Source organism: Kiloniellales bacterium (assembly GCA_030066685.1).
Taxonomy (GTDB): Bacteria; Pseudomonadota; Alphaproteobacteria; order Kiloniellales; family JAKSBE01; genus JAKSBE01.
This window is the reverse complement of record JASJBF010000057.1, coordinates 12458-29888: the sequence shown is the minus strand read 5'-3', so window position 1 is coordinate 29888 and position 17431 is coordinate 12458. Positions and strand designations below refer to the sequence as shown.

Below are 17431 nucleotides of genomic sequence, written 5' to 3'. Positions count from 1 at the left end.
GACAAGAGAGGACATGACCGTTTCGATCGGAGACGCCGCCCCGACCTTCGCCGCCCCCACCGACAGTGACGGACAGGTGGACCTGTCGTCGCTGAAGGGCCGCAAGGTGGTGCTGTACTTCTATCCGAAGGACGACACCTCGGGCTGCACCAAGGAGGCCTGCGGCTTCCGGGACGCCCTGCCGGACTTCACGAAGGTCGATGCCGAGATCCTCGGCGTATCGAAGGACAGCGTGAAGAGCCACGACAAGTTCAAGGCCAAGTACGACCTGCCCTTCGCCCTGGTCAGCGACGAGGATGGCAGCATTTGCGAGAGCTACGGCGTCTGGGTCGAGAAGTCGATGTACGGCAAGAAGTACATGGGAATCGAACGCTCGACCTTCCTGATCGACGAGAACGGCGTCGTCCAGGGGGCCTGGCGCAAGGTCAAGGTGCCCGGCCACGTCGAAGAGGTCCTGAAGGCCGCACAGGACCTCTAGCCCGTGGCGGCGGCGCGGGGCTTGGCCGAGGCCGCCGTCTCGGTCCTGGCCGCCGCCGAACCGCAGGAAAAGCTGCGCCTGACCAGGGCGGCGACCGCCGCCTGGGCGGCGGGCCGGATCACCGCGATCGGGGCCGCCAGGCCGCCTGAGCGGCCCGCGCGCCCCGACCGGCCGGCCCTGGTGCCGCCGCGCGAGGTCCCGCGGCGGCGCATCGGCCGCGAGCCCGGCGGCCGGATCGCGCTGCTGCACGCCCTTGCCCATATCGAGCTCAATGCGGTCGACCTGGCCTGGGATCTGATCGCACGCTTCGGCGCCGGCGCCGCCGGGGCCGGCCTGCCCCGCGCCTTTTTCGACGACTGGTGCCGGGTCGCCGCCGACGAGGCCCGCCACTTCGGCCTTTTGAGCGCCAGGCTCGGCGACCTGGGCGCGGCCTACGGCGACCTGCCGGCGCACGACGGTCTATGGGAGGCGGCCGGGGCGACCGCGGGCGACCTTGCGGCCCGGCTGGCGGTGGTGCCCCTGGTGCTCGAGGCCCGGGGCCTCGACGTCACGCCGGGCATGATCGACAAGCTCCGCCGGGCCGGCGACACGGTCAGCGCCGCCGTTCTGGAGTTGATATATCGCGAGGAAGTCTCCCACGTCGCCGCCGGCGAGCGCTGGTTCGCCTTTCTCTGTCGGCGCCTGGGCCGCGATCCCGGGCCGACCTGGAAGGCCCTCGTCCGGCAGCATTTCAAGGGGGTGCTCAAGCCCCCCTTCAACGACGAGGCGAGGCGGGCCGCCGGGATGTCACCCGACGTTTACGGATACTTTACCGGACTCGGGTCTTGATGTTGGACGGAAGTCTGACCGCGTACCGCATCGGACGCAGAACGGCCTCCATGGTGTTAAGACAGATCAAGATTCTCGCCTCGGATCGAGCCGACCCGAGCCGCGCTTGATCGAGGCCAGGCGAAACGGAACCGCAGGGCATGGATCTGGACTTCGACAATCAACCCTCCGGACCGCCGGAGCTTTTCTGGGACGTCCGCAAGGTCCTGATCGCCACCGTCCTGTTCGCCTTTTTCGGCTTTTTCGCCGGCTGGATTACCTTCTTCGCCATGACCCTCGGGTTCAACGTCGCCAAGAGCCGGGCCGAGTTCTGGCTCTACCTGATCCCCGGCGGCCTCACGGCCTTCGCCTTCTTCAGCGCCCTGTTTTTCGCCCACCGGGAACGACGGCGCCTGCTCGACTACTACCGCAGGGACGACGACTAGGGCATTATCCGATCAGATGGAATCGCTTCGCGATCCATCTGGCCGGATGTAATGCCCTGAATTCAAGGCATTAGCGCACTACTCCCGGCCAGACGCGAACGCGTCTGATCGGGAAGTGCGCTAGAGCGGCCTGCGTTCATTCGAACGCAGATAAGCTGCTCTATCTATATGGAATAGATCAAGTTATCTGCGCTCAGTTGATTCCAGTTGAGCGCAGTTTGACCTGGCCTTCGTCCGCGGCGCCTTCCCTAGTCATCCGGCACTTCGGCGGCCGAGAGGCCGCCTTCGATCCGGGCCGCCAGGGCGGCCTCGAGGAACTCGCCGATGCCGCCGTCCAGCACCCCCTGGGCGTTGCCCTTCTCGACCCCGGTCCGCAGGTCCTTGACCATCTGGTAGGGCTGCAGGACGTAGGAGCGGATCTGATGGCCCCAGCCGATATCGGTCTTGGCTTCCGCCTCGGCCTGGGCCTCCTCCTCCCGCTTCTGCAGCTCGTGCTCGTAGAGCCGCGCCTTCAGCATGGCGTAGGCCTGGGCGCGGTTGCGGTGCTGCGAGCGGTCGTTCTGGCACTGGACGACGATGTTGGTCGGCAGGTGGGTGATACGGATCGCGGAGTCGGTCTTGTTGACGTGCTGCCCGCCGGCACCGGACGCGCGGTAGGTATCGACGCGCAGGTCCTTTTCCTCGATCTCGATCTCGATGTTGTCGTCCACGACGGGATAGACCCAGACGCTGGCGAAGGAGGTGTGGCGCCGCGCCTGGGAATCGAAGGGCGAGATCCGCACAAGGCGATGCACGCCGGACTCGGTCTTCAGCCAGCCGTAGGCGTTGTCGCCCTCGATCTGAAGCGTGGTCGACTTGATCCCGGCCTCTTCGCCGGGGCTCTCTTCCAGAAGCGAGGTCTTGTAGCCCTGGGCTTCCGCCCAGCGCAGGTACATCCGGGTCAGCATCTGGGCCCAGTCCTGAGCCTCGGTGCCGCCGGCGCCGGCATGGATCTCCAGATAGCAGTCGTTGGCGTCGGCCTCGCCGGAGAGCAGGCTTTCGAGCTGCCGCTTTTCGCAGACGGCCTTGAGCGCCTCGAGCTGCTGCTCGGCCTCGCGCACGCTGGCCTGGTCCTCTTCAGCCTCGCCCAGCTCGATCAGGGTCAGGGCATCCTCGAGGCCGTTCTCGAGCTCGCGGAACCCGCCGATGGCACGGTCCAGGCGCTGGCGCTCGCGCATGACCTTTTGGGCCGCTTCCGGATCCTCCCAGAGGCCGGGGTCCTCGGCCTTGTGGTTCAGCTCCTCGAGCCGGGCTGTCGTGGCCTCGAGGTCAAAGATGCCTCCTCAGCAGGGCCAGCGACTCCTGGATGTCGTTGACGACCGCCTCGATCTCGGCGCGCATGGGCACTCCCGATCTGCGCCGCCTCCGGGGCGACGCGCTGTTCACTGTCTCGGAGCGGCTTAATACAGACCGGAATCGCCGGTCAAGGCCGGACCGCCTTCGGAGCCGCTGTTGCCGGTCCAGGGATTGTAGCCGCCGTCGATCACCACCTGGGCGCCGGAGGGCTCGCTGCCCGGCTTGAAGGCCTCAAGCACCACCTTCCTGTCGCCCGGCTTGGCCAGGCGCCCGGTGTCCTGGTTGACCCGGACCAGACGGATTCCGGCCGGGATCCGGAAGGGAATCGCCGGCTGCTCCTTCAGGGCGGCGGCCATGAAATCGCGGAAGATCGGCGCCGCAACGCTGGAGCCGGTCTCCTTGGGGCCCAGGGTCCGCGGCTCGTCGAAGCCGACGAAGACCCCGACGGCAAGGTCGGGCGAGAAGCCGACGAACCAGGTATCCAGGCTGTCGTTGGTGGTCCCGGTCTTGCCGGCCAGCGGCTTGCCGACCGCCTTGATCCGCACGCCGGTTCCGCGTTCGACCACGCCCTGGAGCATGGACACGATCTGGTAGGCACTGGCCGGGTCGGCGACCTGCTCGCGCTCGTCGGGCAGCTCGGGCACCGGCTGGTCCAGCCAGAGGTCGGCCCGGCAGGTCGGGCAGTCGCGCTGGTCGTGGCGGAACACCGAACGTCCCTGGCCGTCCTGGACCCGGTCGATGAAGGTCGGGGTGATCCGGTGGCCGCCATTGACCAGCATCGCGTAGGCCGTGGTCAGGCGCAGCAGGGTGGTCTCGCCGGCGCCCAGCGACATCGACAGCACCCGCGGCAGATAGTCCACGACCTCCATACGCTCGGCCGTCTCGGCGACCATCTCCATGCCGATGGTCTGGGCCAGGCGAATGGTCATCAGGTTGCGGGATTTCTCGATGCCGACTCGCATCGGCGTCGGCCCGTAGAACTTCTTGGTGTAGTTGCCCGGCTTCCATTTGCCGCGGCCGGCGCCCTGGTCGGCGACGAAGGGCGCGTCCAGGACGATGCTCGAGGGGGTCAGGCCCTGCTCCAGAGCCGCCAGGTAGACCAGGGGCTTGAAAGCCGAGCCCGGCTGGCGGGCAGCCTGGGTCGCCCGATTGAAGACGCTGGCCCGGAAGGAGAAGCCGCCGGTCATGGCCAGCACCCGGCCGGTGTGCGGGTCGATGGCAACGATTGCGCCGTTGATCTCGGGTATCTGACGCAGGCCGTAGCTGCCCGCCGGATAGTCCTGGCCCTTGGGCCCCTTGGCCACCGGCTCGACCATGACCACGTCGCCGACCTCGAGCACCTGGCTTGGCGAGTTCGGCGCCGGACCGACCTTCTGCCCCTCCAGGGGCGGCCGGGCCCAGGTCAGCTCGGTCATCGGCAGGACGCCCAGGTTGCCGTCGGCCAGACCGATCCCGGCGCCCTCCGCCTTGAGGTCGAGCACCACGGCCAGGCGCCAGGGCGCGAGGGCGCCCTTGGGCGCCGGCACTTCTGCCAGCTGGCTGCTCCAGTCGGCCGCCTCGAGCTTGAGCTTGGCCACCGGGCCGCGCCAGCCGTGGCGGCGGTCGTAGGCGATCAGCCCCTGGCGCAGCGTGGTGTCGGCGGCGGTCTGCAGCCGGGGATCAAGGGTCGTGCGGACCGAGAGGCCGCCCTGATAGAGCTTCTCCTCGCCGTAGAGCCGGACCAGCTCGCGCCGGACCTCCTCGGCGAAGTAGTCGGCCTCGGCGACCTCGGTCGGGTCGCGCTCGACGACCTGGAGCGGCTCCGCCGTCGCCGCCTGGGCCTCCTCGGTGGTGATGTAGCCCTCCTTGAGCATCCGCCCGACCACCCAGTTGCGCCGGATCACGGCGGCGTCGCGCTTGCGGACCGGGTGGTAGTTGTTGGGCCCCTTGGGCAGCGCGGCGAGGTAGGCGGCCTCGGCGATGGTCAGGCTGTCGAGCGACTTGTTGAAGTAGTTGAGGGCCGCAGCGGCGACGCCGTAGGAGCGGAAGCCGAGGAAGATCTCGTTCAGGTAGAGCTCGAGGATCCGGTGCTTGGAGAAGGCCTGCTCGATCCGGAAGGCCAGGATCGCTTCCTTGATCTTGCGCTCGACCGAGACCTCGTTGGTCAGCAGGAAGTTCTTGGCGACCTGCTGGGTGATGGTCGAGGCGCCGACCGGCCGCCGGCCGCGGCCGATGTTGATGATGTTGGTGACGACGGCCCGGGCCACAGAGCGGAAATCGACGCCGGGATGGCTGTAAAAGTTCTTGTCCTCGGCCGCCAGGAAGGCGCTGATCACGCGCGGCGGAATCGCCTGGATCGGCACGTAGACCCGCTTCTCCAAGGAGAACTCGGCCAGGAGCCGGCCGTCGCCGGCATGGACCCGGGTCACGGTCGGCGGGTCGTACTTGGCCAGCTGCCGGTAGTCGGGCAGATCCCGGGCATAGTGGTAGTAGCCGTACAACAGCCCGACGCCCGCGACTAGGACGATCACGCACAGCACCGAGAAGAGGGCTCCCAAGATCTTCAGCATGTCAGGTTCCCGACCGGTTCACGTACCGGAGTATACACTAAGCCGTTGTCGCCACTGAGTTTATTTTGGCAAACCAAAGGCTCGCCCGGTCACCTATCAGCTAGACGGCAAATGTGGCGCGGTTATGACCGCCTAAGCGAGGCCTGCCAGGAAAAATAGCGGTTCACCGCCGCCCGGACCGCCTCTGCCAGGCGCTTGCGCTGCTTCGGCGCCGTCAGCAAGCGGTCGTCGGCACGGTTCGAGAGAAATCCAAGCTCGATCAGGACCGAGGGCACGTCGTGGGACTTGAGCACAACGAAGCCGGCGAAGCGATGGGTGTTGGCCAGCACCTTGGTCCGCTTGGACAGCTCCTCGACCGTCATGGCGGCGAACTGGGCCGAGAGGTTCATGGTCTCGCGCTGGGTCAGGTCTAGGAGGATGCTGGAGACGTCGTCGGTCTGGCCCTCGAGATCGACACCGGCGATCAGGTCGGCCTTGTTCTCGCGCTCCGCCAGCTCGCTGGCGACCGCGTCCGAGGCGGTCTCGGACAGGGTGTAGACCGATGCGCCGCGCACCTTGCGCGACTTGTGGGAGTCGGCGTGCAGGGAGATGAAGAGGTCGGCGCCGGCCTGGCGGGCGACTTCGCGCCGCTGCGCCAGGGTCAGAAAGATGTCCTTCGTCCGGGTCAGGATGACCCGGTAGCGGCCCTTGGCCTCGAGCTGCCTCTTGAGCTCCTGCGCAACCCGCAGGACGACATCCTTCTCGCGTACGCCGGAGACGCCGATCGCGCCGGGGTCGACGCCGCCGTGGCCGGGGTCGACCACCACGGTGATCCGGTCGTCGGTCTTGCCTTCGATCCGCGGCTTGCTGGGCTGCAACGCCGGTAGGGCCTTGGCCGAATGGATCGCCCGGCCAGGTTCGGCGAGGAAGGCCTGGCGGGTGACCGGAACCAGGTCGACGACCAGGCGGTAAGGCTTGCCTCCGGTCGGGCCGATGGTAAAGACCGACTTGATCCGCACCGGCCCCTCGACGTCCAGCACGACGCGGCTGGTGCCCGGGGCGAAGAGGCCGAAACGCAGCGCCTTGACCATGCCACCGCCCTTGCGCCAGGCGTCGTCCGGCAGCTGCCAGTCCAGTTCGGGCAGATCGAGCACCACCCGGAAGGGGTCGGGCAACGCAAAGACGCGGTAGGCCGGCTCCTCCGTCAGCTCCATGACGAAGCGAGTCTTGTCCGGGTGCGGGCCGATCCGCACCGCGGTCACTTTCGGCTGGGCGAGGGCGCCGCTGGCACCGATCACGATCCCGGCCAGGAAGATCAGAGCTGTCCCGAGTGTCCGCACGACCTGCCAGATGTAGCGCCGACTCCTTACAGGGTAGGCTAGATATACTTGATAAGGATCGATGGCAACAAGCAAATCGGCGGTTGCATTGCCAGGTAGACGACATTAATTCATTGAGTGATAGGACGATATCGTCATATTGTGTGCGCGCCAAAGCGGCGCCGTCCTGGCATGACGAGCCAGCCCAGGGACCAGCGCGGTCCAGCGCTCCAGGCCCTCTGAGGGTCCATCTTGCGGTCCGGGCAAATTTGGCGCACAAGCCGAAGCTGCGGGGCTCAAGGCCCCGCATCCAGTTAAGTGACCCTGCCGCCCCCGACGGGCGCAGGATTCAAATTGGGAACGGGCCATTGGCCATGAGCTGCGACTCCTCGCGAAGACTTCTCACGGTTCGCCCGGGCCCTCGCCTCACATTCACCTCGAGATCAGCGCCGCTGCCCGCCGAGCCGGGCATTGCCGGGCGCTTCCCGGAGATCCACTTTTATGCCCAAACGAATGCTCATCGATGCCAGCCACCCGGAAGAGACCCGGGTGGCCGTGCTCAACGGCAAGCGCCTGGAAGAGTTTGACTACGAAACCACGGCTAGGAAGCCGCTCAAAGGCAACATCTACCTGGCGAAGATCACAAGGGTCGAACCCTCCCTGCAGGCGGCCTTCGTCGACTACGGCGGCAACCGCCACGGCTTCCTGCCCTTCACCGAAATCCATCCCGATTACTATCGGATCCCGATCGCCGACCGGGAGGCTCTGATCGCCGAAGAGGCGGCCCTCAAGGGCGATTCCGGCGAGGACGAGGACTCCGACGGCGAGGCGGCCAGCGGCGCCGAAGAGGCTGCCGAGGAGCAGGCGGTCGACGCCAAGGCGGCAAACGGCGCCGCGAAGGACGAAGTCGAGGAGGTCGAGACCGAGACCGGCGTCGACACCGTCGGCGGCGACGAGGTCGAGGAGGACCGGCGCAAGCGGGCCAAGCTGCTGCGCCGCTACAAAATCCAGGAGGTCATCAAGCGCCGCCAGGTGATCCTGGTCCAGGTCGCCAAGGAGGAGCGCGGCAACAAGGGTGCGGCCCTGACCACCTACCTGTCCCTGGCCGGCCGCTACTGCGTCCTGATGCCCAACACCGCCCGCGGCGGCGGGATCAGCCGCAAGATCGGCAGCGCCAACGACCGGCGCCGGCTCAAGAGCATCATCTCGGAGCTGAAGATCCCGGAGGGCATGGCGGTCATCGTCCGGACCGCCGGCAGCCAGCGCAGCAAGCCGGAGATCAAGCGCGACTACGAGTATCTCCTGCGCCTGTGGGACGAGATCCGGCGCGATACCCTGGAATCGAGCGCGCCCTCGCTGATCTACGAGGAAGGCGACCTGGTCAAGCGCACGATCCGCGACCTCTACTCCCGCGAGATGGAAGAGATCCTGATCGAGGGTGAGGACGGCTACAAGGCGGCCAAGACCTTCATGAAGACTCTGATGCCGAGCCACGCGCGCCACGTGAAGCTCTACAAGGATCCGGCCATCCCGCTGCTGCAGCGCCATCAGGTCGAATCCCAGGTCGAAGCCATCCACAACCCGGTGGTCGAACTGGCCTCGGGCGGCTACATCGTGATCTCGCCGACCGAGGCCCTGGTCTCGATCGACATCAACTCGGGCCGCGCCACCAAGGAGCGGCACATCGAGACCACCGCCCTCAAGACCAACCTGGAGGCGGCGGAGGAGATCGCCCGCCAGCTCCGCCTGCGCGATCTTGCCGGCCTGATCGTCATCGACTTCATCGACATGGAGGAGCCGCGGCACAACCGCGAGGTGGAGCGCCGCCTGAAAGAGGCGATGCGCCACGACCGGGCCCGGATCCAGCTCGGCCGGATCAGCCATTTCGGGCTGCTGGAAATGTCGCGCCAACGCCTGCGTCCGAGCTTGATCGAGGCCTCGACCGTGGTCTGCCAGACCTGCCAAGGCACCGGTCACATCCGGACCAGCGACTCCTCGGCGCTCCAGGTCCTGCGGGTGATCGAGGAGCAGGGCATCAAGCGCGGCGCGGTCACCTTGACCGTCACCGTTCATCCGGACGTCGCGCTCTATCTCTTCAACCAGATGCGCGACCGGCTGATCGCAATCGAGCAGCGCTACGGGCTGCGGGTCAGCATCAAGACCGATGCGGCCCTGGTCCCGCCCGATCATCGCCTCGAGATCGTCAGCGCGACCGGCGAGAGCGTCGCGATCCGCGACGAGGCCGAGGCGGCCGAGGGCGATCGCCGGCGCCGGCGCCGCCGGTCGCGGCGCGGCAAGGACAGCGCCGCCGAGGAGACGACGGAGGAGGCCGGCGCCGAGGCCGAGCCGCAGGAAGAGGGGCCGGAAGCCGAGGCCGAGGCCTCGGAAGACGGCGACAAGCCGCGCCGTCGCCGGCGCGGAAAGCGCGGTGGCCGCCGGCGCTCGCGACGGCGCCAGGAGGGCGAGGCCGAGACCGGCATCGAGGCCGCCGAGGCCGAGGGCGACGACGCTTCGGGGGAAGCCCAGCCGTCGGCGCCGCCGGCCCCCGAGACGGCCCCGGAGACCCACGAGGAGCCGCGCCCCGAGCCGGTCGCCGCGGAAGAGACGAGCGAAGCCGTGACTGCGGCGGAGGAAGCTTCCGCCGAGGCCGAGGCCCCGCCCGAAAAGCCGAAGCGCCGCCGGCGCAGCCGCAAGAAGGCAGCCGAAGACGGCGCCGAGGCGCCGGAGGCCGTCGCGGAGGCCGAAGCCGCCGCTGAGGCCGAGCCGGAGAAGACGGAGAAGCCGAAGCGCCGCCGGCGCACCCGCAAGAAGGCCGAGGACCCGGCCGAGGCGAAGCCGGCGGTCAGCGCGGGGGCGGAAGCCGAAACGGCCGCTGCGCCCGAGCCGGCGCCCGCGGCGGAACCGGCCCCGGAGGCGCCTGCGGAGCCGGAGCCCGAGCCCAAGGCGGCGATGAACGGAGACGCCGAACCCCAGGATGGACCCCAGGAGGGAGTCGAGAACGGGGCAGAGCCGACGGGTCTGGCCGCGGCCGAGGAGGCGCCGCCCCCGCCGCAGGACGCGGAAGACGACAAACCGAAGCGCAAGGGCTGGTGGAACCGCCTCGGCGGCTGACGCCGCCGCCTCCCCTGAGGAAATCCACGCTTCCGGATCGCCCGCCGGGTCTTGAGCCGGCGGGCGGCTTGCTCTAACCCCTCTTCAGCCAGTCCTGGAGCCGGCTCGCGGCCGTCCGCATCACGGATTCCGTGCCGGCGAAGGAGAACCTGACGAAGCGATGGCCCCGCTCGGGGTCGAAGTCGAGGCCGGGCGTGGTCGCAACCCCGGTCTCGGCCAGCATGCGCCGGCAGAAGGCCTCGCTGTCGTTGGTGAGATGGCCGACATCGGCGTAGAGGTAGAAGGCACCGTCTGCCGGCGCCAGCCGGTCGAAGCCCGCTGCCGGCAAGGCCTGCAGCAGGAACGCGCGGTTCCGCGCATAGTTGGCGACATAGCCCTCCAGTACCTCGCGGGCTTCGAAGGCCGCGAGGCCACCGATCTGCGACAGGGTCGGTGGCGAGATGAAAAGGTTCTGCGCCAGGCATTCGACTGGCCTCAGCAGGTCTTCGGGCAGGACCATCCAGCCCAGGCGCCATCCGGTCATGGAGAAGTACTTCGAGAAGCTGTTGATGACGATAGCGTCTTCGGTCAGCCCGAGTGCGGTGACCGCCGGCGCCTCGTAGGTGATGCCGTGGTAGATCTCGTCCGAGATCAGGCGCAGCCCGCGCGCCGCGCAGTAGTCCACCAAAGCGGCGAGCTGCGCGTGGTCGAGCATCGTCCCGGTCGGATTCGAAGGGCTGGCGACGATCAGGCCGTCGAGCGGCCCGGCCACCCGGTCAAGCAGGTCCGGCGTCGGCTGGAAGCGATGCTCGGCTTCGGTCGGGATCAGGACCGGCTCCACCCCGAGCGCCGCCAGGATGTTCCGATAGGCGGGATAACCCGGAGCCGCCAGGGCGACGCGGTCGCCGACCTCGAAGGCCGAGAGGAAAGACAGCAGGAAGCCGCCGGAGGAGCCGGTGGTTACCATCACCCGCTCGGGATCGACCTCGACCCCGTAGCTCTCCTGGTAATGGCGCGCGATCCGCCGGCGCAGCGGCTCGATCCCCTGCGCCAGGGTGTAGCCGACGCGGTCGCTGTCCAGGGCCTGTCGCACGGCCTCCAGGACCGCCGGCGGGGCGGCGGTGCCCGGCTGTCCGACCTCCATGTGCAGGACCTCGCCACCGGCCGCTTCCCGCGCCGCGGCCGCCCGCATGACGTCCATGACGATGAAGGGCGGGACCTTGCCTCGCTGTGCGGCTTTGAGGGCCATGCCGCTATTGCGCCCGCCGCGCCAGGCCCCAGCCGCGCGGGTCGGTGACCACCTCGCAGTCGTCCGGATCGCGGCGCAGGCCCTGGGGGCAATGCAGCGTGTTGACCCGTCCCAGGCGATCGACGGGCACGGTCTGCAGGCCTTGCGCGGCCAGGGCCGCGCGTTCGCCGGCGGGAAGCCCGCTTTCGACCAGAACCGTGCCGCTGGGCAGGGACGCCTGGATCCGGCCGCGCGCCACCGCGTTCGGCAGGGGCCGCTCGGCGGCGACGGCCTCCAGCATCACGGTGGACAGGGCCGAGACCGCGCTCGCGCCGCTGCCGGCTGCGGCGGCGAAGTAGAGTTCGCCGGTGTTCTCGTTGGCCAGGATGACAGGAGAGCTCGGCCCGGGGTTGCTCCGATCCGCGGCCGCCAGAATCAGGCCGGTGCCGCGCGCCACGCGGCCTGCGCCGAAGAGCCCGTTCATGGTGAAGCTGCAGGCGACCGCGGAGCCCCACTGATCGGCGACGACGAAGCTCGCGCCTTCGCCAGCGTCAGGGGCCGGGCCGCCGAGACCGGCCGGCTCGGGCCGAAAGGAGGCCTGCAGGCGCTGCAGATCGCCTTCATCGAAGACGCTCCGGATCTTCGCGAGGCCCTCCCCGGTCGCCGGGCCGTCCAGGGCGGCGAGCGATGCCGCTGCCAGGAGGGTCGCCCGCTCCTCGGCCCCGGCGCCGCCGTAGTCCTCGAGCTCCGTCAGCAGGCTCCAGATCAGGGCCGCGGCCGTGCCTCCATAAGCCGGTTGAGGTGCGAAGAAGGCGGTGTGCGGCCCGACGGGGACCTTCACCGCCTCGGCGACCTGCGGGGTGTAGCCGCGAACGTCGTCGGTCGTCATGGCGGCACCGGCCAAGGTCGAGGCCTCGGCGAGACGCTGGGCGAAGGGCCCGGCGTAGAAATAGCCGGCGCCTTCCCTGCGGATACCGGAGATCACCGTCACCAGCTCGACCTGGTCCAGCTTGTCCCCTTCGCGCGGCGGCGTGCCGCCGGCAACGAGGAGGAGGCGCGCGGCCTCGGGATCTCCACGGAGTTTGGCCTGACTGGCCTGGATGTCGCGGACCAGGGCCCGGCTGTAGGTGGCATTGAATCGGCCGACGTTCTCCGCCCGGCGCAGGAGGTACTGCCATCTCTGGCTACCGCGCCGCGCGTGCAGAACCGCCATGCCGCGGGTGTTCCCGGGCACGACACCGCCGCCGGCCGTCGTCTTTGGCCGGAAGTCGATGACCTCGCCGGCTTCCTCCTGCCGGTCGAAGGCGATGCAGACGCCGCCGCCGGCCAGGCCGGCCCGCGACGGCAGGGTCACGGCCATGGTGAAGTACATCGCCACCGCCGCGTCCGCCGCGCCGCCGCCGTTGCCCAGGACGTCCCGGCCCACCGTCGCGGCGAAGGGCTCGTCAGCCGCCACCAGGCCGGCGAAGCCGGTGACTTCGATCACCTGGCCGCTCGGCCCGCTACTGCCGCAGGCCGTGAGCATGACCGCCAGTCCCAGGGCGGCCGCCGACGGCGCCGCCCAGCGGATTGCGATGCATTCGCGTTGAATTGCTTGTGTTTTCCGCTTACCTTCACTGCGGAGAAGTGGAACCCAATCCTTGATCATTCGACCCATTGCCAAACTCTGTGTCCTTCTCGTCCTGGCTGCCGTCATGGCGCCTGCGGTCGTCGAGGCGAAGGGTCTTCGCTTCATACGGGACACGGAGATCGAGAACACCGTCCGCGCCTATTCAACCCCGATTTTCCTGGCTGCCGGGCTGAACCCGCAGGCTGTCGACGTTTACCTGATAGACGACCCCAGGCTCAACGCTTTCGTCGCCGGCGGTCAGAATATGTTCCTCCATACCGGCCTGCTCTTGCGCGCCGAGACGCCCCTTCAGGTGATGGGGGTGATCGCCCACGAAACGGGCCACATCACGGGCGGTCATATCGTAACGCGGGGCGACGAGGTCCAGAAGACCACGGCCGCCCTGATCGCGTCCTACGTCCTGGGCATTGGCACGGCGATCGCGACCGGGCGCGGCGATGCCGGCGCGGCGATCATCAGCGGCGGCCAGGGCGCCGCGGTCGCCAGCCTGCTGGCCTACACCCGGGGACAGGAGGCCTCCGCCGACCAAGCCGCGATCAAGCTGCTGGAGTCCTCCGGATACTCGCCGCGCGGCCTCTTGGAGTTCTTCGAGATCCTCGGCGATCAGGAGGCCCTGCTGTCGAGCCGGCAAGATCCCTATCTTCGCACCCACCCTCTGACTCAGGACCGTATCGCCTCGCTGCGGGCGGCGGTGCAAGAGTCGCGCTTTGCCGACGAGCCCGCGCCGCCGGAGCTGGTCGCGATGCATGAGCGCATGCGCGCGAAGCTTCTCGGCTATCTGACCCCGATTAAGGCGCTCAGGAGGTTCAGCGACAACGACGATTCCTTGCCGGCCCGCTACGCCCGGTCGATCGCTTATTTGGAGCGCGGCCAAATGCCAGAGGCGCTGGCGGAGGCGGACAGCCTGATCGAGGACTACCCGGGCGACCCCTATTTCCACGAGCTCAAGGGCGACATTTTCTTCCACAGCGGCCGGCTTGCCGACGCCAGGCCGGAATACCAGAAGGCGGTCCAGATCCTTCCCGACGCGCCGCTGATCCGTCGCGCCCTGGCGCACGTCCAGATCGAGCTCAACCAGCCGAACCTGAACAAGGAAGCCCTGGGACACCTGCAGTACGTTACCCAGCGCGAGCCCCGTAACGTGACAGGCTGGCGCCTCCTGGCCAGCGTCCAGGGCCGCATGGGCGACCAGGGCATGTCGACCCTGTCGAAGGCGGAGGCCGCCCTGGCAATGAATAACCCCAGGGAGGCCAAGGGTTTCGCCCAGCGCGCCTTGAAGCTCCTGCCGGAGTATTCTCCCGGATGGCTCAGGGCGCAGGACATCGACGGACTGGCCGACCGCCTGCGCAAGCGCAGCTGACGGAGCCGGGTTTGCCGCTTCGGGCGCGGACCTGTATGTACGACTGCCAAGGACGCCGGGACAACCGAGCAGAGGGCCAGACCATGAGGGTTTTCGTCAGTATCACGGCCGCGGCTCTTCTGGCCGGCGCCGTCACTGCCGCGGCCGAGGAGCCGGCCGCGCCCGAAGCCAGCTTCAGCGAAACCGAGACCCGGGCCATCGAGGAGATCGTCCGCGACTACCTGCTCGAGCATCCCGAGATTCTGCTGGAGAGCATGCAGCGGCTGGAGGAGAAGCAGCGCCTCGCGAAGATCGAAGCCCAGCGCAATGCCATCTTAGCGAACCTGGATACCCTGGGGCGCGATCCGAACAGTCCCGTCCTCGGCAATCCTGACGGCGACATTACCCTGGTCGAGTTCTTCGACTATCGCTGCCCTTACTGCCGCAAGGTCACCGCCGACCTCATGGACGCGGTCGAGAAGGACGGCAGCATCCGCCTGGTCTTCAAGGAGTTCCCCATCCTCGGGCCGGAGTCCGTGGTGGCGGCGCGGGCGGCGCTGGCCGCTGCCGAGCAGGACCGCTACCGCGACTTCCACCTCGCGCTGATGACCATGCCGGGCCAGCTGGACGAAGCGAGGGTCCTGGCCGTTGCCAGCGATCTCGGCCTCGACGTCGAGCGACTGCGCAAGGATATGGTCTCTGAAGGCGTCGAGCAGCAGATCCGGGACAACCACAGATTGGGGCAGGCGCTCCAGATCAACGGCACCCCGGCCTTCGTCGTCGGCGAGGAAATCGTCCCCGGCGCCGTGCCCATGCGGCAGCTGATGGAGCTGGTCCGGCGCGAACGCGCCAAGACCGGCTGAGACCGGACACCAAGAGCAGATTGCACCGGCTCGGGCGCCTATGATAACGCTGTGGCCGACGTCACACGCCCGCGGAGGAAGGGGTGGCAAAAGCCCCGGCAATTCTGGTCCTTAACGGTCCCAACCTCAACTTGCTCGGAACCCGTGAACCGGAGGTCTACGGCCGGATCACCCTGGCGGAGATCGAGGCCGCCTGTCTGGCACGGGGCCGGGAACGCGGGCTCGCCGTGGACTGCCGCCAGTCCAACGCGGAAGGCGACCTGGTGACTTGGGTGCAGGAGGCGCGCGGCAGCCACCAGGGCCTCGTCCTCAATGCCGGCGCCCTGACCCACACCTCGATCGCGCTGCTGGACGCCCTTCAGGCCGTGGCTCTGCCGACGATCGAGGTCCACCTTTCGAACATCTATCGGCGCGAGTCGTTCCGCCACCACTCCTACATCTCCCTGGCGGCGACCGGCACGATCTGTGGCTTTGGCCCCCAGAGCTATCTGCTGGCCCTGGACGCCATGGCCCGCCTCTTGAAAACCGAGGAAGAGGTTTGATGGCTGACAAGCTATCCATCGACGAGAAGCTGGTGCGCAAGCTGGCCGATCTCCTGACCGAGACCGGGCTGACCGAGATCGAATACGAGGCCGAAGGCCGCCGAATACGCATCGCCAAGGGCGGCGCGGCCGCGATGATCGCGCCCGGCGCGGTCGCAGCGCCGGCGCCTGCCGTCGCGGCGGCGCCGGCAGCCGAGGGCGCCGCGGAAGCGGTCCCGGCGGGCGCGGTCACCTCGCCCATGGTCGGCACGGCTTACGTCGCCGAGGAGCCCGGAAAGCCCGCCTTCGTCAAGGTCGGCGACCAGGTCAGCGAGGGCCAGACCCTGTTGATCATCGAGGCCATGAAGGTGATGAACCAGATCCCCAGTCCCCGCGCGGGCACGGTCAAGGCGATCCTGGTTCAGGATGGCCAGCCGGTCGAGTTCGGCGAGCCCCTGATGGTCATCGAGTAGCGCGCGGGGGCCGCCGGAGCGATGTTCGAAAAGGTCCTGATCGCCAACCGCGGCGAGATCGCGCTGAGGATCCATCGCGCCTGCCGCGAGATGGGCATCCAGACCGTCGCCGTCCACTCAACCGCGGACGCCGACGCCATGCACGTCCGCCTGGCCGACGAGAGCGTCTGCATCGGGCCGCCGCCGGGTCGGGACAGTTATCTGAACATCCCGGCGATCCTCTCGGCCGCGATCATCACCGGGGTCGACGCGATTCATCCCGGGGTCGGCTTCCTCTCCGAGAACGCCGACTTCGCGGCCATGGTCGAGGAGCACGGCTTCGTCTTCATCGGCCCCTCGCCCGAGCACATCCAGCTGATGGGCGACAAGGTCGCGGCCAAGGAAGCGGCGGTTTCCCTCGGAATCCCGGTCGTTCCCGGCTCCGACGGCGCGATCACCGAGGACGAGGAGGCGCTGCGGGTGGCCGATGACGTCGGCTTCCCGATCCTGGTCAAGGCGGCGGCCGGCGGCGGCGGGCGCGGCATGAAGGTTGCCGAGGACCGCGACGGGCTGATCCAGGCCCTGGGCATGGCGCGCAGCGAGGCCAAGGCCGCCTTCGGCAACGATGCCGTCTACCTCGAGCGCTACCTGGGCGGGCCGCGGCACATCGAGATCCAGATCCTGGCCGACGGCCAAGGCAACGCCATCCACCTGGGCGAGCGCGACTGCTCGCTGCAGCGGCGCCACCAGAAGCTGCTGGAGGAGGCGCCCTCGCCGGCCCTCAACGAAAGCGCGCGCGAGGGCATCGGCAAGGTCGCCACCGACGCGATGAAGAAGTTCGGCTACCGCAGCGCCGGCACCCTGGAGTTCCTCTACGAGAACGGCGAGTTCTTCTTCATCGAGATGAACACACGCCTGCAGGTCGAGCATCCGATCTCGGAGGCGATCACCGGGATCGACATTGTACGCGAGCAGATCCGGATCGCGGCCGGATCGCCCCTCGCCCTGACCCAGGAGGACGTCGTGTTCTCGGGCCACGCCATCGAATGCCGGATCAACGCCGAGGATCCGAAGACCTTCGTGCCCAGCCCCGGGACCATCACCAGCCACCACGTTCCCGGCGGCCTGGGCGTGCGCGTCGACTCTGCGATGTACGGCGGCTACCGGATTCCGCCCTATTACGATAGTCTGATCGCCAAGCTGATCGTGCACGGAAGCAACCGCAACGAATGCCTGATGCGGCTGCGGCGGGCGCTGGAGGAATACGTCGTCGACGGGGTCAAGACCACGATTGCTCTACACCACGAATTGATCGGGGCTAACGATTTCATCAACGGCGACTATGATATCCATTGGCTAGAGAGGTTCGTCGAGCAGACGCCCGAGGCCTGAAGG

General features: G+C 68.3%; 14 protein-coding genes. 9 read left to right on the top strand and 5 right to left on the bottom strand.

What is annotated here, in order from left to right; all coding sequences use genetic code 11:
• Positions 1–13 precede the first annotated feature (13 nt).
• From bcp to QNJ30_26765, 3 genes are all read left to right on the top strand, one after another.
• Positions 14–478, top strand: coding sequence for a thioredoxin-dependent thiol peroxidase (bcp, locus tag QNJ30_26775; protein ID MDJ0947072.1), 465 nt, complete (start codon positions 14–16; stop codon positions 476–478).
• Between the two features lie 3 nt (positions 479–481).
• Positions 482–1306 carry a ferritin-like domain-containing protein gene (locus tag QNJ30_26770; protein MDJ0947071.1) on the top strand — a complete coding sequence of 275 codons (825 nt, stop codon included), beginning with the start codon at positions 482–484 and terminating at the stop codon, positions 1304–1306.
• 140 nt (positions 1307–1446) lie between these two features.
• Entirely contained in the window at positions 1447–1731 is a 285-nt protein-coding gene (locus QNJ30_26765; GenBank protein ID MDJ0947070.1) for a hypothetical protein, read from the top strand.
• 248 nt (positions 1732–1979) lie between these two features.
• Here QNJ30_26765 and prfB read toward each other — a convergent pair.
• The 3 genes from prfB to QNJ30_26750 all read right to left on the bottom strand — a co-directional run bounded on the left by prfB (position 1980) and on the right by QNJ30_26750 (position 6934).
• Positions 1980–3111 (bottom strand): peptide chain release factor 2 gene (gene prfB / locus QNJ30_26760; protein ID MDJ0947069.1). Its coding sequence is split into 2 segments (ribosomal slippage): positions 1980–3041 and positions 3043–3111, totalling 1131 coding nucleotides; the frame shifts between segments, so codons are not numbered across the junction.
• A 59-nt stretch (positions 3112–3170) separates the two neighbouring features.
• Positions 3171–5615, bottom strand: a complete 2445-nt coding sequence (locus QNJ30_26755) for a penicillin-binding protein 1A (GenBank protein ID MDJ0947068.1) — start codon at positions 5613–5615, stop codon at positions 3171–3173.
• Between the two features lie 122 nt (positions 5616–5737).
• On the bottom strand, positions 5738–6934 hold the full coding sequence (locus tag QNJ30_26750; GenBank protein ID MDJ0947067.1) for an N-acetylmuramoyl-L-alanine amidase: 1197 nt from the start codon (positions 6932–6934) through the stop codon (positions 5738–5740).
• Between the two features lie 480 nt (positions 6935–7414).
• Between QNJ30_26750 and QNJ30_26745 the strand changes: the two genes are divergently transcribed.
• Positions 7415–10024, top strand: coding sequence for a ribonuclease E/G (locus tag QNJ30_26745; GenBank protein ID MDJ0947066.1), 2610 nt, complete (start codon positions 7415–7417; stop codon positions 10022–10024).
• A 73-nt stretch (positions 10025–10097) separates the two neighbouring features.
• On the opposite strand, the gene QNJ30_26740 is transcribed toward QNJ30_26745, so the two are convergent.
• Positions 10098–11252, bottom strand: a complete 1155-nt coding sequence (locus tag QNJ30_26740) for an aminotransferase class I/II-fold pyridoxal phosphate-dependent enzyme (protein ID MDJ0947065.1) — start codon at positions 11250–11252, stop codon at positions 10098–10100.
• 4 nt (positions 11253–11256) lie between these two features.
• Complete coding sequence (locus tag QNJ30_26735) at positions 11257–12756, bottom strand: gamma-glutamyltransferase (protein ID MDJ0947064.1); 1500 nt, start codon at positions 12754–12756, stop codon at positions 11257–11259.
• Between the two features lie 169 nt (positions 12757–12925).
• Here QNJ30_26735 and QNJ30_26730 point away from each other — a divergent pair, with 169 nt between their 5' ends.
• The 5 genes from QNJ30_26730 (at position 12926) to accC (ending at position 17428) form a co-directional block, all read left to right on the top strand.
• On the top strand, positions 12926–14221 hold the full coding sequence (locus tag QNJ30_26730) for a M48 family metalloprotease (protein MDJ0947063.1): 1296 nt from the start codon (positions 12926–12928) through the stop codon (positions 14219–14221).
• A gap of 83 nt (positions 14222–14304) precedes the next feature.
• Entirely contained in the window at positions 14305–15063 is a 759-nt protein-coding gene (locus tag QNJ30_26725; protein MDJ0947062.1) for a DsbA family protein, read from the top strand.
• Between the two features lie 83 nt (positions 15064–15146).
• Positions 15147–15605 carry a type II 3-dehydroquinate dehydratase gene (aroQ, locus tag QNJ30_26720; protein MDJ0947061.1) on the top strand — a complete coding sequence of 153 codons (459 nt, stop codon included), beginning with the start codon at positions 15147–15149 and terminating at the stop codon, positions 15603–15605.
• Positions 15605–16057, top strand: a complete 453-nt coding sequence (gene accB / locus QNJ30_26715; protein ID MDJ0947060.1) for an acetyl-CoA carboxylase biotin carboxyl carrier protein — start codon at positions 15605–15607, stop codon at positions 16055–16057. Before aroQ ends, accB begins: the two co-directional genes overlap by 1 nt.
• Positions 16058–16078: 21 nt before the next feature.
• Positions 16079–17428 carry an acetyl-CoA carboxylase biotin carboxylase subunit gene (accC, locus tag QNJ30_26710; protein MDJ0947059.1) on the top strand — a complete coding sequence of 450 codons (1350 nt, stop codon included), beginning with the start codon at positions 16079–16081 and terminating at the stop codon, positions 17426–17428.
• Positions 17429–17431 lie beyond the last annotated feature (3 nt).

Coding starts and splice junctions, on each gene's coding strand:
- bcp (MDJ0947072.1), top strand. CDS start 14: ATGACCGTTTCGATCGGAGACGCCGCCCCGACCTTCGCCGCCCCCACC.
- QNJ30_26765 (MDJ0947070.1), top strand. CDS start 1,447: ATGGATCTGGACTTCGACAATCAACCCTCCGGACCGCCGGAGCTTTTC.
- QNJ30_26755 (MDJ0947068.1), bottom strand. CDS start 5,615: ATGCTGAAGATCTTGGGAGCCCTCTTCTCGGTGCTGTGCGTGATCGTC.
- QNJ30_26745 (MDJ0947066.1), top strand. CDS start 7,415: ATGCCCAAACGAATGCTCATCGATGCCAGCCACCCGGAAGAGACCCGG.
- QNJ30_26740 (MDJ0947065.1), bottom strand. CDS start 11,252: ATGGCCCTCAAAGCCGCACAGCGAGGCAAGGTCCCGCCCTTCATCGTC.
- QNJ30_26735 (MDJ0947064.1), bottom strand. CDS start 12,756: ATGCTCACGGCCTGCGGCAGTAGCGGGCCGAGCGGCCAGGTGATCGAA.
- QNJ30_26730 (MDJ0947063.1), top strand. CDS start 12,926: ATGGCGCCTGCGGTCGTCGAGGCGAAGGGTCTTCGCTTCATACGGGAC.
- QNJ30_26725 (MDJ0947062.1), top strand. CDS start 14,305: ATGAGGGTTTTCGTCAGTATCACGGCCGCGGCTCTTCTGGCCGGCGCC.
- accB (MDJ0947060.1), top strand. CDS start 15,605: ATGGCTGACAAGCTATCCATCGACGAGAAGCTGGTGCGCAAGCTGGCC.
- accC (MDJ0947059.1), top strand. CDS start 16,079: ATGTTCGAAAAGGTCCTGATCGCCAACCGCGGCGAGATCGCGCTGAGG.